Origin of the sequence: Streptomyces sp. So13.3, assembly GCF_005860785.2 — a bacterium.
Taxonomy (GTDB): Bacteria; Actinomycetota; Actinomycetes; order Streptomycetales; family Streptomycetaceae; genus Actinacidiphila; species Actinacidiphila fildesensis.
In genome coordinates this window covers 1,156,314-1,175,705 of sequence record NZ_CP048835.1, presented here as the reverse complement: position 1 = coordinate 1,175,705, position 19,392 = coordinate 1,156,314, and the positions used below count along the sequence as shown (strand labels likewise).

The window sequence follows — 19,392 nt, the reverse complement described above, 5'->3', positions numbered from 1 at the left end:
TGCGGCCGACGCCCGCCTCCGCGTCATGCCTCCTGCGTGCCGGGTTCGGTCCGCCATAGGATTTGAACACGTTCAATGTTATGTTCCTCGTCATCGCACCGGAGATGACGCATGAGCGGGGGCAGCATGAGCGTGACCACATTCGCCGGCTGGACACGGGGATTCGAGGCCGAAATCGAGCGCCGGCGCGCACAGGGCGAACCGGACTGGGCGGCCGGCGCGAGCCTGCCGGGGCCGCTCGCGCGCAGCCTGCAGCGCTTCCAGGTCGGCGAGGACGGCGACGGAGCGAATCTGATCCGCAAGGCCGACGAGGCCGGGGACCGCGACTACGCCGCTGCGGTCCGGCTGTTCGTGGCGGAGGAGCAGAACCACGCGCGACTGCTGGCGCTGCTGCTCGGCGCGGGCGGGATGCCGACCATCGCGGCCCACTGGAGCGACTCGGTCTTCGTCCGGCTGCGCAGACTGCTCGGCCTGAGACTTGAGTTGCTGGTCCTGATGATCGCCGAGGTCGTGGCCCTGCGGTACTACCGGGCCGTCAGCGAAGGCGCCGGGGACCCGCTGGTCGGCGAGGTCGCGGCGCGGATCCTGGCGGACGAGCGGCGGCACGTCCCGTTCCACTGTCTGCGGCTGCGGGAGGCGCTCGGCGTACTGCCCGGGGCGCTGCGCGTCCTCGTGATGACCGGCTGGCGGCTGCTGCTGCTCGGTGCCACCGTCGTCGTCGCCTGGGACCACGGGTCGGCGCTGCGCGATCTCGGGCTGCCGCGGCGCCGGTTCATCGCCGATGTCATGCGGTCGTCCTCGGACGTCGTCGCCGACATCCTGCCGAAATCGCCTTGCGGAGAATTGCCGCCGGGCGCCGGTCTGGGCTCATGGGAGACCACGGATGCAGCTGAAGGTGCGGGAGTTCCGGCCCCGGATCGGGCCGGTGGAGTACCGCGTCGTCCAGCCGTGGGAACCGCTGCGGCACACGGCGCTCGGCAATCCGGACGGGTACGGCTGTCTGATCGGTGACCATGAGGGGCTGGCGCGGCTCGCGGCGCTGTTCTCGTTCGCGGCGTACTCGCCCCGCACGATCGTGCATGTGCCGCTGCGCAAAGGCACGCCCCTGGGGGAGTACGAGAACCTCATCGAGAGCTGCGGCGGCCGGGTCGACCTGGTCCTGGTCCATCACTCGCTGGGACTGCGCGTCACGAAGTGGCCCGAGCTGCGGCGCAGGCTGGTCAACGGCAGACCGGTCACCGTGCGCACCGACGAGGCCCGGACCAACCGCGACCACGCCACCTGGCTGGAGCGGAGGAACGACGACGAGAACCGGGACTGGCTGCGTCCCGCCGTGCACGCGAGCACCCTCTTCCTGACCGGCAGCCGGGACGTCCTCGCCTCGGCCTCCACCCAGTTCGAGTTCGCGGCGGGACGGGGGCTGCGGGAGGAGAACGTTCCCAAAGGCCACTCGGTCCTGGTCTCCATGCTCAGTTGGGAGTTGCGGCCGGACCCGTCGGTCCACCGCATGCAGTTCGACATCTGCTTCAAGGCGCACCCGCCGTACGAGCACTTCCGCCGTCCGGGCCGGCGCCTGCCCGCCGCCTGACGCGGGGCTCGGACCCCACGCGCCGATAGGGGGTCCGGCACCACCATCGCCGGGTGCCCAACCCCACTGACCTGGCCGTCTTCCTGTCGCAGACTCGTGCATGTCAGCAAGTACGAGCGAGCACGGGGAGTCCAGCGATGAAGGGTCACACTCGACGGGACGTAGTACGCAGCGCGGCGATCGTGGCGGCGGGGGGTTTCGCGGCACAGCTGGTCGGCGGCGGGTCCGCCGGGCTGACGTCGGCCGGCGCGGCGACGAGGGCAGGGGCGGGTGGCGGCAGCAGCTTCCCGTTCCTCCAGGGGGCCTTCGCACCGGTGACGAAGGAGGTGACGGCGTTCGACCTGCCGGTCACCGGCCGCGTCCCCCGTGAACTGAACGGCCGCTATCTGCGGAACGGCCCGAACGTACTCGGTCTCGAGGACCCCCGGGCGCATCACTTCATGCTCGGCGAGGGCATGGTGCACGGCGTCCGGCTGCGCGACGGCCGAGCCGAGTGGTACCGCAACCGCTGGATCCGTTCGTCCGGTGTGGCCAAGAAGCTGGGCGAGCCGTACCACGGTCCGGTTCCGGAGAACGACTTCGCGAACAACACCCATGTCATCGCGCACAAGGGCCGCGTGCTGGCGCTGCAGGAGAGCGGGCCGCTGCCCTACGAGCTCGACGAGGAACTCAACACCGTCGGCACGTACGACTTCGGCGGGACGTTGAACGGCCCGTACACCGCGCACACCAAGTACGACGCCCACGCCGGTGAGCTGCACGCCGTCACCTACTACCCGACGTGGGACCACATCCGGCACCTCGTGGTCGACCATGCGGGACGGGTGGTCAGGACCACCCGGATCCCGGTGGCGGACAGCCCGATGATGCACGACTTCGCGCTCACCAGGAAGTACGTGATCATCTTCGACATCCCCGTCACGTTCGACCCGGTGGCCGCGGAGGCGGGCAAGCTGGTGCCGTACATCTGGAACGACAACCATCCGTCACGGGTCGGGGTGCTGCCGCGCGACGGCGGGCGGATCCGCTGGTTCGAGGTGCCGCCCTACTTCCACTCGCACACCCTCAACGCCTACGACGAGGGCGACTCGGTGGTCGTGGACATCACCACCTACCCGGCCCCCTTCTACGTCGACGGGCGGGGCTCCGACGGTCCCTCGTCGTTCACCACCCCGTCACTGAACCGGTGGACCATCGACCTGGCGCACGGCCAGGTGCGGTTCGCCCGACTCGACGACCGCCCGCAGGAGTTCCCCCGGGTCAACGAGACGATGGTCTCCCGGCGGCACCGGTACGGCTACTCGGCGGCGGCCGCCGCGATGTTCACGGCCTACGAGACGGTCGACGGCGTCCCGCCCGACGAGTCGTTCAGCAACGCGCTGATCAAGCAGGACCTGGTCCGCGGCACCTCACAGGTGCACCGGCTGCCGAAGGACGCCGCGGCCGGTGAGGCGGTCTTCGTCTCCCGGCACGGCTGCGATCCGCACCCGACGGCGGCCGAGGACGACGGCTACACGCTGGCGTATGTGCACAACCCGGACCGCGGAGCGTCCGACCTGGTGATCCTGTCCGCGCAGGACTTCACCGGGAAGCCGCTCGCCCGCATCCATCTGCCGGCACGGGTGCCGCTCGGCTTCCACGGCAGCTGGGTCGCGGACGAGTGACCTCACCCTGACCGGGCCCCGCCTCAGCCGCTCACCGCCACGGGCGCCGCACCCGCCGTACGGGTGCGGCGCGCGGTGGGGACGACGAGCGGGGTGCCGGTCTCGGGGTCGCCGATGACCTGGCAGCGCAGCCCGAAGACCCGTTCCACCAGGTCCGCGGTCACGATGTCCCGCGGTGCGCCCTCGGCCACGACCTTTCCGTCCCGCAGCGCGATGAGGTGCGTGGCGTACCGGGCGGCGTGGTTGAGGTCGTGGAGGACGGCGACGAGGGTGCGGCCCTGCTGCTCGTGCAGATCGGCGCAGAGGTCGAGGATCTCGATCTGGTGCTGGATGTCGAGGTACGTCGTCGGCTCGTCGAGCAGCAGCAGCGGGGTCTGCTGGGCGAGCGCCATGGCGATCCAGACGCGCTGGCGCTGCCCGCCGGAGAGCTCGTCGACATAGCGGTCGGCGAGGTCGCCGACGGCGGTGGCGGCCATCGACTCGTCGACGATCCGTTCGTCGTCCCGCGACCACTGGCGCAACAGCCCCTGGTGTGGATAGCGGCCGCGCGCGACGAGGTCGGCGACGGTGATGCCGTCGGGCGCGACCGAGGTCTGGGGGAGCAGCCCGAGGATCCGTGCGGCCTTCTTCGCGGGGAGCGATCCGATCGCCTGCCCGTCGAGCAGCACGGAACCCGCCGTGGGCCTGAGCATCCGCGACAGGGCGCGCAACAGGGTCGACTTGCCGCAGGCGTTCGGGCCGACGATGACGGTGAAGGAGCCGTCGGGGATCGCGACCGAGAGGTCCTCGGCGATGACGCGCTCGTCGTAGGCGAGGGTGAGGCCCTCGGCGGTGAGCCGCGGGGCTCCGGCACGGTGCTGCATGGGGTCCTTCCCGGCGGGACGGTTGTCGGTGTTCTTCGCGGGTGTCATATCCGGCCCGCCTTGCGTTCGGTGACCAGCAGCCACAGCAGATAGCCGCCGCCGAGCATCCCGGTGACCACGCCGGCCGGCAGCAGGCGGTCGCCGAACAGCCGCTGGGCCGCCCAGTCGGCGCCGACCAGCAGCGCGGCGCCCATGCAGGCGGCAGCCAGGAGGTTGGGGCCGGCGGAGCGGGTGAGCCGGCGGGCGAGCTGCGGCGAGGTGAGGGCGACGAAGGCGACCGGACCCGCGGCGGCGGTGGCGGCCGCGGTGAGCAGGACGGCGGCGGACATCAGCACCAGCCGGGTGCGTTCCACCCGGACCCCCAGCGCGTACGCGGCGTCGTCGCCCAGCTCGATCATGCGCAGCGCCCGGCCGCGGCCGAGCACCAGCGGGACGAGGACCGCGCAGGTGATGAGCAGCGGCCAGACCTGCGTCCAGTCCCGGCCGTCGAGCGACCCGGTCAGCCAGACGACGGCGCGGGCGGCGTCGACGTAGTCGGCCCGGGTGAGCAGATAGCCGTTGACCGCGCCGAGCACGGCCGCCGCGCCGATTCCGACGAGGACGAGGCGGTACCCGTGGATGCCGCGTTTCCACGCCAGCAGATAGACGGCGGTCCCGGTGACCAGCGCCCCGGCGAAGGCCCCGCCCGTGACGGAGTACGTTCCGCCGTGGAAGAGCACGATGACGGTGAGCGCGCCGGCCGCGGCGCCCTGGCCGAGACCGATCACGTCGGGACTGCCGAGCGGATTGCGGGAGACGCTCTGGAACACCGCACCGGCGATGCCCAGGGCCGCGCCGACGAGCAGCCCGACCAGGACGCGCGGCAGCCGTACATCGTTGACGATGAACTCCTGGGCGGCGGTGCCGCCCCCGGTCAGGGTGCTGAGCACCTCACCGGGTGACATCGGGTAGTCCCCGGTGCCGATGAGCGCCACCGCGAGTGCCGCCGCCAGGACGGCGAGCAGCAGGACGACACCGGCGGCCCGGGTGTCGAGGCGGACCGACAGCCCGCCCCGGGAGCGCAGTACGGAACCTCTCACAGCTGGGCCATCCTTCGGCGGCGTACAAGGTGGATGAAGACGGGCCCGCCGATCAGGGCGGTGATGATGCCGGCCTGCAGCTCGCCGGGGCGTGCGACCAGCCGGCCGGCGATGTCCGCGCCGAGCAGCAGGACGGGCGACAGGATCGCGGCGTACGGAAGCGTCCAGCGCAGGTCGGGGCCGGTGATCGAGCGGACGATGTGCGGCACCATCAGACCGATGAAGACGATCGGCCCGCAGGCGGCGGTCGCGGCCCCGCACAGCAGGGTGATGGCGGCCATCGCCAGCACACGGGTCCGGGTCAGCGAGGTGCCCAGGGCCCGTGCGGTGTCGTCGCCGAGTGCGATCGCGTTGAGCGGGCGGGCCAGGGCGAGGGCGAGCAGCACTCCGGCGCCGATGAACGGCGCGACCTGGGCGACGACGGTCATGGTCGCGGACGCGAGCGAACCGACCGTCCAGAAGCGCATGGTGTCCAGGGCCGCGGTGTCCAGCAGTTCGACGGCGTTGACGTAGCCGTAGAGCGCGGCGGTGAGGGCGGTGCCGGCCAGTGCCAGCCGCACCGGGGTCGCTCCCCGGCTGCCGCCGAGCGCGTACACCAGGACCGATACGGCAGCGGCGCCGAGGAAGGCGAACCAGACGTACCCCGTCAGCGAGGTGACGCCCAGGAAGCTGATGGCCGAGACGACGGCGGCCGAGGCCCCGGCGTTGACGCCGAGCAGCCCGGGGTCGGCCAGCGGGTTGCGGGTCAGCGCCTGCATGATGGCGCCCGCCAGTCCGAGCCCGGCGCCGACCAGCAGCCCGAGCAGGGTGCGCGGCACCCGCAGTTCGCGGACGACGACATCGGTGCTCGTGCCGGTGCTGTGGAACAGCCCGTGCCAGACCTGGTCGAGCGGGATCGGTTTGGCGCCGGTCGCGACGCTCGCGACCGCGATCAGCACCAGGACGCCGGTCGCTGCGAGCAGCCCCGCGGCGCGGGTCGCGTCATGCCGCCGGGGGGCGGCTCTCTCGGCCGCCGGTGCGTGGGCGGGACTGTCTGCCAACATGCAGTTAGGTTAGCCTACCCTCACATCACCTCCCCGAGAGAGAAGCGCTCGCCATGCACACCCCCCGCTCCGCGTCCCCCTCCCGCCGCGCCCTGCTCACCGCGGGCGGCGCCCTCGGCCTGGGCGCGCTCGTCGCCGCCTGCGGGGGCGGCGGCGGGAGAACGACCTCGGAGCCGGACCGGGCCAAGGGACCGTGGAGCTTCCGGGACGACCGCGGTGCGACGGCCAAGTCGGCCGGCACCCCCGCGCGCGTGGTGGCCTTCACCGCGGCCGCGGCCGCCCTGCACGACTTCGGTGTCGAGTGCGTCGGGGTCTTCGGCCCCACCAAGCTCAAGGACGGCAAGGCCGATCCCCAGGCCGGCGACCTCGATGTCGCCAAGGTGACCGTCCTGGGCAACGCCTGGGGCGAGTTCAACGTCGAGAAGTACGCGGCTCTTGCTCCCGACCTGCTGGTCACCAACATGTACCAGCCCGACGCCCTGTGGTACGTGCCGGACGACAGCAAGAAGAAGATCCTCTCGCTGGCGCCGAGCGTCGCCTTCACCGTCGCCGGTGTCAGCCTCACCGAGCCGATCCGGCGCTACGCCGAACTCGCCGCGTCCCTCGGCGCCGACCTGAAGGCCGCGAAGGTCACCGACGCCAAGGCCCGTTTCGAGAAGGCCGCCGAGACCCTGCGCCGCGCGGCCAAGGCCAAGGGCGGCCTCAAGGTCCTCGCCGCCTCCGGCAGCGCCGACCTGCTGTACGTCTCCACGCCCGGCGTCTACGCGGACCTGAGCTACTTCCGCTCCCTCGGCGTGGACATCATCACGCCCGGCAAGGTCACCGGCGGCTTCTTCGAGAACCTCAGCTGGGAGAACGCCGACAAGTACCCCGCCGACCTGATCCTGCTCGACGACCGCACGGCCGCGCTCCAGCCCAAGGACCTCGCCGCGAAGCCCACCTGGGCCCAGCTCCCCGCCGTCAAGGCCGGCCAGATCACCCCGTGGGCCAGTGAACCGCGCTTCTCCTACGCCGGCGCGGCCCCGCTGATCGAGCGGCTGGCCGCCGCGGTCGAGAAGGCGGTGAAGGTCGCATGAGCGAACTGCCCTTCCGGTTCTTCGCGCTGCGGGTCCTGCGGACGGCCCGGCGCGCACCCGACTTCGTGCGGGTCACCTTCGGCGGCACCGACCTGGCCCTGCTCGCCTCCGGCGGCCGGGACCAGCGGTTCAAGCTGTTCCTGCCGCAGCGCGGCCAGGACGCCCCGGTCATGCCCGACCCGTCCGACCCCGACTGGTTCACGGCCTGGCGTGCCCTCGACCCCGAGGTCCGCGGCCTCATGCGCACCTACACCGTCGCCGAACTGCGCGACGCGGGGGAGCCGGACGGCCGGCCCGCCGAACTGGACGTCGACTTCGCGCTGCACGGCGACATCGGTCCTGCCTCCCGCTGGGCGCAGGCCGCCCGCCCCGGCGACCGGGTCACCATCCTCGGCGCGGTCGAGGAGGACAACGGGGGCATCGACTTCCGGCCGCCGCCCGGTACCGACGCGGTCCTGCTCACGGCCGACGCCACCGCCCTGCCGGCCGTCGCCGGCATCCTGGCCTGGCTGCCGCCCGACCTGCCCGCGAAGGTCTGGATCGAGATCCCGCACGCGGACGACCGCCGCGAACTGCCCAGCCGGGCCGACACCGTGGTGACCTGGCTCATCGGCGACGCCGCGCCTCCGGTCCTGGAGGCGGTGCGCGCGGCGGAACTGCCCGGGAGCACGCGGTACGCCTGGATCGCGGGGGAGTCGGGGACGGTCAAGGCGCTGCGCCGCCATCTCGTCTCCGAGCGCGGGTTCGACCGGCGGGCGATCACCTTCACCGGCTACTGGAAGCGCGGCAGTTCCGAGGACGAGCTCCTCGCCGAGGTGGTTGCCTGAGCCGGTGCCCCGGCCGCTGGAGGGGCACCGGTCCGGTGTCCCGTTCCGGCCGGTCGGGGCAGCGCACTTGAGTACCGTTCGAGGTGAGCGGTGCAAGAGTGGTGGGGGCAGTCCGCCGTGCCCCTCGGTGAGGAGTCCCGCACATGCCCCAGAGGTTGACGCGCCCATGGGCCGCCGTACTCGCCCTGCTCCTGGCCGTCCCCGTGGTGGCAGCCTGCGGCGGCATGGACAAGGCGCTCGACTGCGCCAAGATCGCCGCCCGGATCGCCGGGGATGTGCAGGACCTGCAGTCGACGGCCACCAATATCGGCCAAGTGTCGGAGCAGAGCCGCCGCCAGGACACCTCCGCGTCCCTGTCCAAGCTGGAGAAGGACCTCCAGGAGGTCGGGGGCAACAGCGTCCATGTGGAGGTCCGCAAGGCCTTCGACGATCTGTCCGCCGCGCTCGGCAGCGCGAGGGAGCGTGCCAAGGACGGTAAGGGCCCGGATGTGAAGCCCCTCGCGGACGCGGCGGGCCGGCTGTCCGTCGCCTGCACGACGGGATAGCGGACCGCCGTCAGAGCTTGGCGGATCGCGCGCCGGTGCGGTCCGGCCGGGTGGTCGCCGCGTGGGCGGCGAGGACCAGTTGGACGCTGTGGTCGACGAGGCGTTCGCGCGAGACGTCCAGAGTGCCGCGGAGGTGGCCGGCGAACAGGTTGGCCAGGCCGCCGACCAGGGCGTAGGCGGTCATCCGGCGGCCGGAGTCGTCCGTGCCGTCCGCGAGCTGGCCGTCGATGAGGTCGGTGAAGGACGGCATCCATCGGTGGCTGTGCTCGCCCAGGACGGGATCGGCGAACGGTTCGAGGAGGAGCAGCCGCCCCTTGTGCGGGTGGTCCAGGACGAGCGCGACGAACGCCTCGACGGCGGCGCGGGCACGGGCCTCCGGTTCCGGCGAGGTGCGGGCGACGGCGTCCGCGAGCGTGGCGCGGGCCTCGGTGGCGACGCGCTCGAAGGCGGCGAGCAGCAGCGCGTCGCGGTCGGCGAAGCTCTCGTAGAAGTAGCGGTCGGTCAACTTCGCGCGGCGGCAGACGGAACGGACGGTCACGGCCGCGCTGCCGTCCTCGCCGGCGAGGCTCAGGGCGGTCGCGAGCAGCGTCTCGCGGCGCGTCTCACGGCGGGCGGCCAGCGTGCTGCCGCCCCAGGTGCGATCGCTCAACAGGGTCTCCTCGTAGCTGTGTTGACGACACCCGTCCGCACATTCTAATCTGGGCATCCTATTCTGATGACACCCGTCATCAGTTGGAGGTGCACCGTGTCGGACGTCTTACCGCTCGGACCGGAATCACTCACCTGGAAGTACTTCGGAGACTGGCGCTCCCTGCTGCTCGCCCCTTGGGCAGGCTCGATGCAGAACATGCACCCCGAACTCGGCGCCGGAGTCGCCGAGCACTCGCGCTTCTTCGAGGAGCGCTGGGAGCGGCTGTACCGCTCGCTCTATCCGATCGGCGGCGTCGTCTACGACGGCCCGCGCGCCGCCGAGACCGCGCGGACCGTCCGCGGCTACCACGACACGATCAAGGGCGTGGACCGCTCCGGCCGCCCGTACCACGCACTCAACCCCGGCACGTTCTACTGGGCGCACGCGACGTTCTTCGTCCTGACCATGCATGTCGCGGAGTACTTCGGCGGCGGGCTCACCGAGGCGCAGCGACGGCAGCTCTTCGACGAACATGTGCGCTGGTACGCGCTGTACGGGGTGAGCATGAAGCCCGTTCCCGCGACCTGGGAGGACTTCCAGGCGTACTGGAGCCACATGTGCGCCGAGGTGCTGGAGGACAACGAGCCCACCCGGCAGGTCCTCGACCTGGGCGCGGTCACCAGACCACCCGCCCTGCGTCTGCTGCCGGTTCCGGTGTGGGACGTGGCCCGGATACCCCTCGCCCGGCTGACCCTCTGGATGACGGTCGGCATGTATCCGCAGGCCGTACGGGAGCGGCTCGGCTACGACTGGACGCCGCGCGACGAGCGCAGACTCCGTGCCCTCGGACATCTCGTGAACCGGGGCATGCGGCTTGTGCCGCACGAGCGCCGCTTCCACCCCCGGGCGCGGGCCGGCTGGCGGCGGGAGAGCGGCCGGCTGCCGCTGGGCGCACCCACCGTGCACACTCCGCTCCGCAACCTCCCGCCGGCCGATGAACGGCACCTGCCGCAGCACTACATGCCGGGCGACCGACCCAGGGCGTGACCGCCGGTGCTCCCTGCCGCACACTGGGGCGGCAGCGCCCCCGGTTCGGGAACCCCGGCGTTTTCTGTTGTCCCGTCGCCGTGCGGGAGTCTCCTGAACGGCGGACAAGTGCCGATCCCGGCGGACGGCGCGCGGGGGCGGGGCAACGGGCGAACGACAGGGAGCACAGCGCGATGCGAGGAACCGAGCGGAGCGGCGGACCGGACACCGGCACGGTGATCGCGGCCCGGGGCGGCGACCGGCGGGCGCTGGACGAGCTGCTCGCCGACTGCGTCCCGCTCGTCTACAACATCGTCGGACGGGCGCTGAACGGACACAGCGACGTCGACGACGTGGTCCAGGAAACGCTGCTGCGGATCGTGCGCGGGCTGCCCGATCTGCGGGATCCGCGGTCCTTCCGCTCCTGGATGGTCGCCATCGCCGTCCATCAGGTGCGTGACCTGGAGCAGCAGCACCGTGCCGCGCGCCATCGCCGGGCCGATCTGGAGGCCGCTGAGCAACTGCCCGATCCCGGCTCCGACTTCGCCGCGCTCACGATCCTGCGGCTGCGCCTCACCGACCAGCGCCGGGAGGTGGCCGAGGCCACCCGCTGGCTCGACGGCGACGACCAGGAACTGCTCGCCCTGTGGTGGCTGGAACAGACAGGTGAACTCGACCGGGCCGAACTGACCCTCGCCCTCGGCCTGTCGGGGCGCCATGCCGCGGTACGCGTCCAGCGGATGAAGGAACAGATGGAGACCGCCCGCTCGGTGGTGCGCGCGCTCCACCACGTCGGGCATCCGGGCAGCTGCACGGAACTGGCCGCCCTCACCCGTGACTGGGACGGAACGCCGAGCCCGCTGTGGCGCAAGCGGCTGGCCCGGCACGTACGCGGCTGCGCCGCCTGCGGCGGACAGATCGGCGAACTGCTGCCGATGAACCGGCTGCTCGGCGGGCTGCCGCTGCTGGTGCCACCGGCCGGCCTGGTCGCGCAGGTGCTCCCGGCGGCGGCGCCGCACACGGCCGTCCCGCACACGGCCGTCCCGCACACGGCCGTCCCGCACGCGGCCGTGCCGCACACCGCCGTTCCGCATCCGTCCGGCCTGAGCGGTGCGCCCGGAAGGGCGCGGGCCGCGCACTCCCGGCCGCCGCGCGGCGCGAGGTCGGTGTTCCGGCGCCCTCCCGTCGCCGGCGCGGCGGCGCTCGCGGCCGCGGCGGTCATCGTCGCGGGCGTCCTGGTCGCCACTCATCTGACCGCGGCCCCTCCGGGCCCGCTCGCCGCCGACGCCGCGCCCGCGCCGACGGTGTCCACGTCCGCAGCCGTCACCCCGCAGGCCGCGGCACCGTCCGGCATACCGTCCACGACGCCCACCCCCTCCCGTACACCCACACCCACCCCGACCGTGACCCCGTCCCGGCACCCGGTCCCGGCGGCCACCGTCCCCGTCGCGCGCTCGGCGAAGAAGGGCGTGGGCGTCTGGACGTTTCCGGGGGTGGACCAGGCGCTGACGCAGTCCGGCGCGAGCTGGTACTACACCTGGTCCACCCGGCATCAGGGGGTCGCGGGGTCCGGCACCGCCGGCTTCGTCCCGATGATCTGGGGCGCCGCGTCCGTCACCGACGCCGCCCTGGCGCAGGCCCGCGCCGAGAGCCCCTACCTGCTGGGCTTCAACGAACCCGACATGGCAGCGCAGTCCAACATGACGGTGGAGCAGGCGCTGTCCCTGTGGCCCCGGCTCAGCGCGGCCGGCCGGACGGTCGGCAGCCCGGCCGTGGCCTACGGCGGTGACACCGCCGGTGGCTGGCTCGACCGCTTCATGTCCGGGGCCGCCGCCCGGGGCTACCGCGTCGACTTCATCGCGCTGCACTGGTACGGCGGGGACTTCTCCACCCCCGCCGCCGTCAGCCGGCTGAAGTCGTATCTGCAGGCCGTCCACGACCGGTACCACAAGCCGATCTGGCTCACCGAGTACGCCCTGATCGACTTCTCGCACGGCACCAGGTTCCCCACCCCGCAGCAGCAGGCCTCCTTCGTCACCGCCTCCACCGCCATGCTGGCGGCACTGCCCTATGTGCAGCGTTACGCCTGGTTCGGCCTCCCGGCCTCGGACACCGCCCCCAGCAGCGGCCTCTTCCGCAGCGGAGCCGTCGCGACCGAGGCGGGCCGGGCGTTCCGCGCCGCGGGCTGAGGCGTGGCAGCCTCGCGGTGCACTGGGTAGGGTCGGAGACATGGCTGCACAGTTCGCGCGGGAGACGGGCACCAAGGGCGAGTTCACCCGGCAGGCGAACCGCTTCACCGATCGGATCACCGCCGACGGCACCGGCGGGCGGGTGCCGGAGGCGGGCCGCTACCGGCTGATCGTCTCGCTCGCCTGCCCATGGGCGCACCGCGCGATCATCGTGCGGCGGCTGCTCGGCCTGGAGGACGCGATCAGCCTGGGCGTGGTCGATCCGATCCGTGACGAGCGGGGGTGGCGCTTCACCCTGGACGAGGGCGACCGCGATCCGGTGCTCGGGATCGGCTTCCTGTCCGAGGCGTACCTGCGGACGGATCCGGCCTTCGAGGGCCGCGTCACCGTCCCGTCCCTCGTCGACACGGAGACCGGGACGGTCGTCAGCAACGACTACCCGCGGATCACCCTCGACCTCGAGACCGAATGGACCGCGTACCACCGGCCGGGAGCGCCCGACCTCTATCCGCCGCACCTCCGTCCCGAGATCGACGAGGTCGCCGCCGACCTGTTCCGTGATGTCAACAACGGTGTGTACCGCTGCGGTTTCGCCTCCTCGCAGGAGGCGTACGAGCAAGCCTACGACGCCCTGTTCAGCCGGCTGGACGTGCTCACCGAGCGGCTGGCGGGACAGCGGTACCTGGTCGGCGACCGCATCACCGAGGCGGACGTGCGGTTCTTCACCACGCTGGTGCGCTTCGACGCGGTGTACCACAACCACTTCAAGTGCAACCGGAACAAACTCACCGAGAACCCGGTGCTGTGGGCCTACGCCCGCGACCTCTTCCAGACCCCCGGCTTCGGCGACACCGTCGACTTCGACCAGATCAAGCGGCACTACTACGCCACCCACGAGCAGCTGAACCCGTCCCGCATCGTGCCCAAGGGCCCGGACCTGTCCGGCTGGACCACCCCGCACGGCCGCGAGGCCCTGGGCTCCTGAGGCTCCGACCGCTCACTCCGCCGGGGCGGACCGGGCGTAGCGGACGGCCAGTTCGCGCAGATGGGCCAGGAGCTCCGGCGGGCCGGTCACGTCGAAGTCGTAGCCCAGCATGCCCAGGTACACGCCCAGCGTCTCCACCGTGTCGGCACCGGTGTCCAGGGCGCAGGTGCCCGCCTCGACCGCCTCCACCACACCCACCGCCGGATTGATGCGCTCGACGACGGCGTCGGCGGCCGCGTGCACGGTGACCCGGGCCCGAGGTCCCGGGCCACCCGCCCGTGCCAGGATGGCGCCATGTTGGAAATCAGTCCCCTGCGTCCCTGGGACCGCGTGAAGTGGGAAGTACTGGCGCGCGGTTACATGGCGTTCTACGGGACGACCGTGCCCGACGCGGGGTACGAGGAGACATGGCAGCGACTGATCAACGGCGGGGAGCTGTACGGGATCGCCGCGCGTCTGGACGGCGAGGTCGTGGGCATCGCCCACTACCTGTTCCACGCCAACGTCTGGTCGGCCGGCGCCTGTTATCTGCAGGACCTGTTCGTCGACGAGGCGGCGCGGGGCCTCGGGGCGGGGCGGGCACTCATCGAGCAGGTGGCCGAGGCGGCGCGGGAACGTGCTGTGCCGCGGCTGTACTGGCACACCCGGCAGGACAACGCGCAGGCCCGGGCGCTGTACGACAGGGTGACGCGTTACCACGGCTTCGTCTGCTATGTCCTGCCGCTCGACTGACGGACGACGTCCGGATGACGGGCCGTAATCGGCCGCGTACACCGTGCTGAGCTGGGGGTCCCGCAGGACCTGAGTGTTTCTGCAGTGTTGCCGAGCACGGTCATCACCTTCCGCCTGAGGAGGTGATGTCATGAAGAAGATCACTGTCCGCAAGAACGGCCCGGTCAAGCTGACCTCGGCTTCGTCCCAGTACGGGACCTGGCCCTGGTGCTGATCTGAGTTCCGCTGTTGGCCCGTGTGCGGGAAGCCCTCCCGCGCGCGGGCTCAGGCCGTTGCAGGAGACGCGTGATGACAGCACCGTACCCGGAATTCCATGAGCTCACCTTCGTGACCGAACGCGACGAGGTCACTGTGGGGCGCCCGGACATCGAGTCCTACGTGACGTTCCCGGCGGACGGCGCCGAACTGCTGCGACGCCTCATGGACGGCATGGAGACCACCGCCGCCGCCCGCTGGTACCAGGAGACCTACGGCGAACCGGTCGACATCACGGACTTCCTCAGCACCCTCGACGACTGCGGCTTCGTCCGCTCGGAGGGCGAGGACACCGCACGCCTGGGCACGGTGCGCCACCAGCGGCTGGGCCGATGGCTGTTCTCGCCCCCGGCCTGGATCGTCTTCGCCGTGCTGACCGCCGCCGGCGTCGTCGCGATGGTCCGCGAACCGCAGGCGCGCCCGCACCCCCACGCGATCTTCCTGGCGGACTCCCTGCTCCTCACCCAACTCGTGCTGCTGCTGGGCCAGATACCGGGTCTGCTGTGGCACGAGCTGTTCCATGTCCTGGCCGCCCGCCGGCTCGGGGTCGGATCCCGGATGACCGTGGGCCGGCGGATGTACTTCCTCGTCCTGGAGACCCATCTCGACGGCCTGCTCGGCGTACCGAGCCGGCGCCGCTATCTGCCCTTCACCGCCGGGGTCCTCGCCGACGTCCTGCTCTTCTCGGCCCTGACGGTGGGCGCCGCAGCCGACGCGGCCAACGGCGGGCTGTCCTGGCCGGGCCGTGTCGCCCTGGCGTTCGCCTTCCCCACCCTGTTCAGGATCGCCTGGCAGTTCTTCTTCTTCCTGCGCACCGACCTCTACTACATGGTGACGACGGTGCTGGGCTGCACGGACCTGCACGAAGCGGCGACCGCCCGGCTGCGCAGGCAATGGCGGTGGGTGCCCGGAGTCCGCCCCAGGCCGGCCGACGCCGGGCCCTGGTCACCGCGCGACGCCGCGGTGGCGCGCTGGTACGCCCCCGCGATGATCGGCGGCGTCATCCTCCTCTTCGGCTGGGCGGCCCTCGCCATCATCCCGGCGCTGGTGGAGTTCGTGACCCGGGTGGCCGCCGGGCTGACCGGCGACGGCGGCACCGGCCTCGCCTTCTGGGACTCCATCGGCTCCGTCACCGTGATCCTCGCGCAATTCGTCTTGCCGTTCCTCCTGCCGGCCAGGAAGAGCGCCCGCAGAGAGGAACGCACCACATGAGCAGCAACCGCCAGACGCCCCGCCACAGCTGGCTCAGCGGACCCGACCGCAGGGTGCGGGCCGCGACCGCCGAAGCACTCGCCGCCGCCGGGCACCTGACCACCGTCGACTGCCACCGGCGGCTGCGCGGACCGTACACCGCGGCAGGCAGCCTGCTGCGCGCCATCGTGCCCGAGGTGCTCAAGACCAGGCCCGCGCTGGTCGCCCGGCATGCCATCGAGATCCTCTCGGTCGCGCCCGAACTCAAGGACCTCGTCGACGCGCCACCGCAGACACTGACGTCCCTCGCGTCGCCGACCGAGCGGACCCGGTACTACTCACCCCTGCGCACCCGCAGGATCGCCCATGGACTCACCGAGTTCCTCAACGCGTGGGCCCAGGAGGCCGGTACGACGGCGGGCCGGCCGCAACTGGTCCTGTTCGACAACCTGCACGCCGCCGACCCGACCGACCAGGAACTGATCACGGTCCTGCTGCGCCGTGCCCGGACCGAGGTCCTCACGATCGCGGTCGGCACCAGCGCCTCCCCGGACCTCCCCGACGGGCTGGCGCAGGCCCTGGACCGCCAGGCGCGGCGTACCGAGCTGCCGGCCGCACCCGCGGCGCCCGACACCCGCGTGCAGAACGAACTCCTCCAGGCGTACATCATCTCCGACGGCACCAGCGACATCCCGGCGGAGGTGGCCGCCTACCGGAACGCCGATCCGCGGCTGCGCTCCGGACTGCACCGTGTCCGCGCCGTCGAACTCGAGGAGGAGGACGACTGGAGCCTGCGGCTCGGCGCCATCCCCTACCACCGCGCGCACGCGGGCGGACGGACCGATGACGAGTGCCGCGACCTGCTGACCGCCGCCGACTACTGCCTCCGGATGGGCTACTACGACGCGGCCATCGAACTCGGCGGCCAAGGACGCGACAGCTTCGACCCGGTGGCACAGGAGCGGCTGTACTGCGTGGCCGGCGGCAAGACGGCCCAGGCGCTGGGCGCGCTGGGGCGTACGGAGGAAGCCGAGGTGATCTACCGAGAGCTGCGCGGCCGGTACACCGACCCGGTGGTGCACATGGTCTCCAGTTACGCCCTGTCCATGTTGTACACGCGGATCCACCCCGCCGAGCGTCAGGACTCGGACCTGGCGAAGCAGTACGTCAACAACTCCATCGCCATCGCCAAGCAGCTGCCGGATCCCGCCGACCGCGCTTTCCACACCGTCTTCCACGAGAACGGACTGGCCCTGGTCGAACTGCGCCGGGGCAACCCCGAGACCGCCCTGCGGCTGGTCACCGAGGGGCTGGCCCGGCTGGACCGCGAGCTGGAGCCGGGCAGGCAGTCGCTGCACCGCTCCGTGCTGCTGCACAACCGGGCCCAGGTCAACGTGGCCCTCGGCCGGCTGGACGAGGCGCTGGAGGACTTCAACGGCGTCCTCGCGCTCGACCCGTACTACCCCGAGTACTACTGCGACCGCGCCGCACTGCAGTACAAGCGGGGCGACCTGGAAGCGGCGCTCGCCGACTACGACCAGGCCGCCACCCTCACCCCGCCCATCCACGAGCTGTACTACAACCGGGCCGACGCCCGCGCGGCCGCCGGTGACACCGACGGCGCGATCGGCGACCTGCGCTACGTCCTGGAGCTCGAACCCGACTATCTCGCCGCCCGGGTCAACCTCGTCTCCCTGCTCATCGACGAGGGCGACACGGAACTCGCCTCCGTCCAGCTCGCGCAGGGCCTCGAACTCCACCCGGGTGAACCGGACCTGCTGTGCACGCGGGGCCTGATCGCCATGGAACAGGACGACGCGGACGAAGCCCTGCGCGCCTTCGACGAGGCACTCGCCGCCGACCCGCTGCGTTCGGCGGCCCTGGCCAACCGTGCCGTCCTGCACTACGAGGCCGGCGACCACGCCGCGGCCGTCGACGACCTGACCCGCGCCCTGGCGGTGACCGGGGACGACGCCGATCTCCTGTACAACCGCGGCTTCGCCCACCAGGCGGCCGGCAGCTGGCGGGCCGCCATCGCGGACTACCGGCACGCGCTCGACCTGCCCGGCGCCGACCGCGACGCCATCGAATGCCAACTCGCCGAATGCCAAGCGGCCCTGGCGGTCGCGGTAGCGGGCTGACGGGGGAAAGGACTACAGCGCCGCCGTCCGCCGATGGGAACCGGCTTCGGGGTACCCTGCCCGAGCCGACCCACGGCCCTGCCCATCCGCATGCCGACATCGCGAGGACACGCACGTGAACGTAGTCATCTTCGGTGCGTCCGGCATGGTCGGCCAGGGGGTCCTGCGCGAGTGCGTGCTGGACGACCGGGTCGAGAGCGTCCTGGTGGTGGGCCGTGCGCCGCTCGGCCGGAGCCACCCGAAGGTCCGTGAGGTGATCCACCGGGACTTCACCGACTTCTCCGCGATCGAGGACGAGTTCGCCGGCCTCGACGCGTGCTTCTTCTGCCTGGGTGTCTCGTCGGGCGGGCGGAGCCAGGAGGAGTACGTGCGGATCACGCATGACTGCACCCTCGCGGCCGCGACCCCGCTCGCCGCGCGCAACCCGTCCCTGACCTTCACCTACGTCTCGGGAGAGGGCACCGACAGCACCGAGCGGGGCCGCTCGGCGTGGGCCCGGGTGAAGGGCAGGACCGAGAACGAACTGCTCGCCCTGGACTTCCACGCGTACATGTTCTGTCCCGCCTGGATCCAGCCCCTGAACGGGGAGAAGTCCAGGACCCGCTGGTACCGGGTGGCGTACTCCCTGACGTCCTGGCTCTACCCGGTGCTGCGCAGGCTGGCACCAGGACACACCACGACGACCGAGCACCTGGGACGGGCCATGCTCGCCGTGGTCGCCCTCAAGGGCGCCGGCGAACACATTCTGTACAGCAAGGACATCAACCGGCTGGGCGCCGCCTGACCGTTGCGGCGGCGCGGGGGTCGTACGGTGGAGATCGTTGTACCTGGATCCGCCGTCCCCTCCGATCCCCGGGTGACCTCATGTGCTGGAGCGCGACAGCCGACCTCGTGGTGGGTACCGGTATCGCCGCGATCGGGGTGGCCTGCGTGGCGCGGGTGCGGCGGGCCCGCGATCTGCCGATCGCGGCGCTGCCGCTGATCCTCGGAGCCCATCAGATCATCGAGTCCGTCGTCTGGCGCTCCGACGGCGGCGCGGGGCCGGCCACCACGGCCTGGGCCGTCATCGCCCTGCCGCTGCTGCCGGTGTGGGTGCCGTTCGGGGTGCTGCTCGCCGCGCCCAGGAGCGCACGGCGGCTGCTGATGATCCCGGCCCTCGTCGGGCTCGTCACCGCCGTGACGCTCGCGTAGTCCTCACCACCCGGACCGTGACCGCCGACGTCCGCGGCCACACCGTCGGCTACGGTCTCGACCTGCCGCAGTCGTCGCTGATCATCGCGGGCTATCTCGTCGCCACCATCGGTTCGCTGCTTCTCAGTGGCGACCGGTTGCTGCGGCTGCTCGGCGGGCTCGTCGCGGCCGGTGCGTTGATGCGCGCGGTGGTGTGGCGGCTGGAGTTCATCTCCACCTGGTGCGCCTTCGCCGCTGTCGCCTCCGTCGTCGTCCTCGCCTGGGTGCACCGTCGCCCGGCCGGTCCGTGACCCAGGGCGCCGGGCGCCGGAAGGTCCCCGCACCGTGCGGTGCGGGGACCTCGGGCCATCAGGCGGAACGGACCAG

The 19,392-nt window shown here is 72.0% G+C and carries 17 protein-coding genes and 2 pseudogenes; 14 read left to right on the top strand and 5 right to left on the bottom strand.

The genetic code is table 11. The features are described from left to right. Positions 1 to 126 precede the first annotated feature (126 nt). The 3 genes and pseudogenes from C8250_RS05540 to C8250_RS05530 form a co-directional block, all read left to right on the top strand. Positions 127 to 822: pseudogene (locus C8250_RS05540) on the top strand (ferritin-like domain-containing protein); the annotation flags it as partial. 103 nt (positions 823 to 925) lie between these two features. Next, a complete protein-coding gene (locus tag C8250_RS05535; RefSeq protein ID WP_307811575.1) occupies positions 926 to 1,588 on the top strand; it encodes a hypothetical protein in 663 nt (220 codons plus the stop codon). Positions 1,589 to 1,725: 137 nt separating this feature from the next. Further along, positions 1,726 to 3,252 carry a carotenoid oxygenase family protein gene (locus tag C8250_RS05530; protein ID WP_138353446.1) on the top strand — a complete coding sequence of 509 codons (1,527 nt, stop codon included), beginning with the start codon at positions 1,726 to 1,728 and terminating at the stop codon, positions 3,250 to 3,252. 23 nt (positions 3,253 to 3,275) lie between these two features. Here the strand turns inward: C8250_RS05530 and C8250_RS05525 are convergent, their stop codons facing one another. The 3 genes from C8250_RS05525 to C8250_RS05515 are packed head-to-tail and all read right to left on the bottom strand — an operon-like array spanning position 3,276 to position 6,237. Then, positions 3,276 to 4,115, bottom strand: a complete 840-nt coding sequence (locus tag C8250_RS05525) for an ABC transporter ATP-binding protein (protein ID WP_138353492.1) — start codon at positions 4,113 to 4,115, stop codon at positions 3,276 to 3,278. A gap of 44 nt (positions 4,116 to 4,159) precedes the next feature. Then, positions 4,160 to 5,194 (bottom strand): iron chelate uptake ABC transporter family permease subunit, encoded by a 1,035-nt coding sequence (locus C8250_RS05520; RefSeq protein ID WP_138353447.1) that lies wholly within the window; start codon positions 5,192 to 5,194, stop codon positions 4,160 to 4,162. Next, positions 5,191 to 6,237 carry an iron chelate uptake ABC transporter family permease subunit gene (locus tag C8250_RS05515; protein ID WP_138353448.1) on the bottom strand — a complete coding sequence of 349 codons (1,047 nt, stop codon included), beginning with the start codon at positions 6,235 to 6,237 and terminating at the stop codon, positions 5,191 to 5,193. The genes C8250_RS05520 and C8250_RS05515 overlap by 4 nt, the downstream gene beginning before the upstream one ends. 53 nt (positions 6,238 to 6,290) lie before the next feature. Here C8250_RS05515 and C8250_RS05510 point away from each other — a divergent pair, with 53 nt between their 5' ends. From C8250_RS05510 to C8250_RS05500, 3 genes are all read left to right on the top strand, one after another. After that, positions 6,291 to 7,313, top strand: a complete 1,023-nt coding sequence (locus tag C8250_RS05510) for an ABC transporter substrate-binding protein (RefSeq protein WP_138353449.1) — start codon at positions 6,291 to 6,293, stop codon at positions 7,311 to 7,313. Continuing rightward, positions 7,310 to 8,140: a siderophore-interacting protein gene (locus C8250_RS05505; protein WP_138353450.1), complete on the top strand. Its 831-nt coding sequence runs from the start codon at positions 7,310 to 7,312 to the stop codon at positions 8,138 to 8,140. Before C8250_RS05510 ends, C8250_RS05505 begins: the two co-directional genes overlap by 4 nt. Before the next feature lie 143 nt (positions 8,141 to 8,283). Further along, positions 8,284 to 8,685 (top strand): hypothetical protein, encoded by a 402-nt coding sequence (locus C8250_RS05500; protein ID WP_138353451.1) that lies wholly within the window; start codon positions 8,284 to 8,286, stop codon positions 8,683 to 8,685. Positions 8,686 to 8,695: 10 nt separating this feature from the next. On the opposite strand, the gene C8250_RS05495 is transcribed toward C8250_RS05500, so the two are convergent. Next, the gene (locus C8250_RS05495; protein WP_138353452.1) at positions 8,696 to 9,334 is read right to left on the bottom strand and encodes a TetR/AcrR family transcriptional regulator; all 639 of its coding nucleotides are present in this window, start codon (positions 9,332 to 9,334) and stop codon (positions 8,696 to 8,698) included. A gap of 96 nt (positions 9,335 to 9,430) precedes the next feature. Between C8250_RS05495 and C8250_RS05490 the strand changes: the two genes are divergently transcribed. The 3 genes from C8250_RS05490 (at position 9,431) to C8250_RS05480 (ending at position 13,516) form a co-directional block, all read left to right on the top strand. After that, a complete protein-coding gene (locus C8250_RS05490; RefSeq protein ID WP_244808978.1) occupies positions 9,431 to 10,363 on the top strand; it encodes an oxygenase MpaB family protein in 933 nt (310 codons plus the stop codon). Between the two features lie 173 nt (positions 10,364 to 10,536). After that, positions 10,537 to 12,531 (top strand): sigma-70 family RNA polymerase sigma factor, encoded by a 1,995-nt coding sequence (locus C8250_RS05485; RefSeq protein ID WP_138353454.1) that lies wholly within the window; start codon positions 10,537 to 10,539, stop codon positions 12,529 to 12,531. Positions 12,532 to 12,571: 40 nt separating this feature from the next. Then, complete coding sequence (locus C8250_RS05480; RefSeq protein WP_138353455.1) at positions 12,572 to 13,516, top strand: glutathione S-transferase C-terminal domain-containing protein; 945 nt, start codon at positions 12,572 to 12,574, stop codon at positions 13,514 to 13,516. A gap of 12 nt (positions 13,517 to 13,528) precedes the next feature. Here C8250_RS05480 and C8250_RS05475 read toward each other — a convergent pair whose 3' ends face one another. After that, complete coding sequence (locus C8250_RS05475; protein WP_232485998.1) at positions 13,529 to 13,759, bottom strand: hypothetical protein; 231 nt, start codon at positions 13,757 to 13,759, stop codon at positions 13,529 to 13,531. A 51-nt stretch (positions 13,760 to 13,810) separates the two neighbouring features. Here C8250_RS05475 and C8250_RS05470 point away from each other — a divergent pair, with 51 nt between their 5' ends. The 5 genes and pseudogenes from C8250_RS05470 (at position 13,811) to C8250_RS05450 (ending at position 19,316) form a co-directional block, all read left to right on the top strand. Further along, complete coding sequence (locus C8250_RS05470; RefSeq protein ID WP_138353456.1) at positions 13,811 to 14,248, top strand: GNAT family N-acetyltransferase; 438 nt, start codon at positions 13,811 to 13,813, stop codon at positions 14,246 to 14,248. A gap of 288 nt (positions 14,249 to 14,536) precedes the next feature. Next, a complete protein-coding gene (locus C8250_RS05465) occupies positions 14,537 to 15,715 on the top strand; it encodes a hypothetical protein (protein WP_187144742.1) in 1,179 nt (392 codons plus the stop codon). Continuing rightward, complete coding sequence (locus C8250_RS05460; protein WP_187144741.1) at positions 15,712 to 17,835, top strand: tetratricopeptide repeat protein; 2,124 nt, start codon at positions 15,712 to 15,714, stop codon at positions 17,833 to 17,835. The genes C8250_RS05465 and C8250_RS05460 overlap by 4 nt, the downstream gene beginning before the upstream one ends. 115 nt (positions 17,836 to 17,950) lie before the next feature. After that, positions 17,951 to 18,619 carry an NAD-dependent epimerase/dehydratase family protein gene (locus C8250_RS05455; RefSeq protein ID WP_138353458.1) on the top strand — a complete coding sequence of 223 codons (669 nt, stop codon included), beginning with the start codon at positions 17,951 to 17,953 and terminating at the stop codon, positions 18,617 to 18,619. 80 nt (positions 18,620 to 18,699) lie between these two features. After that, positions 18,700 to 19,316: pseudogene (locus tag C8250_RS05450) on the top strand (DUF6629 family protein). Positions 19,317 to 19,392: the final 76 nt, after the last annotated feature.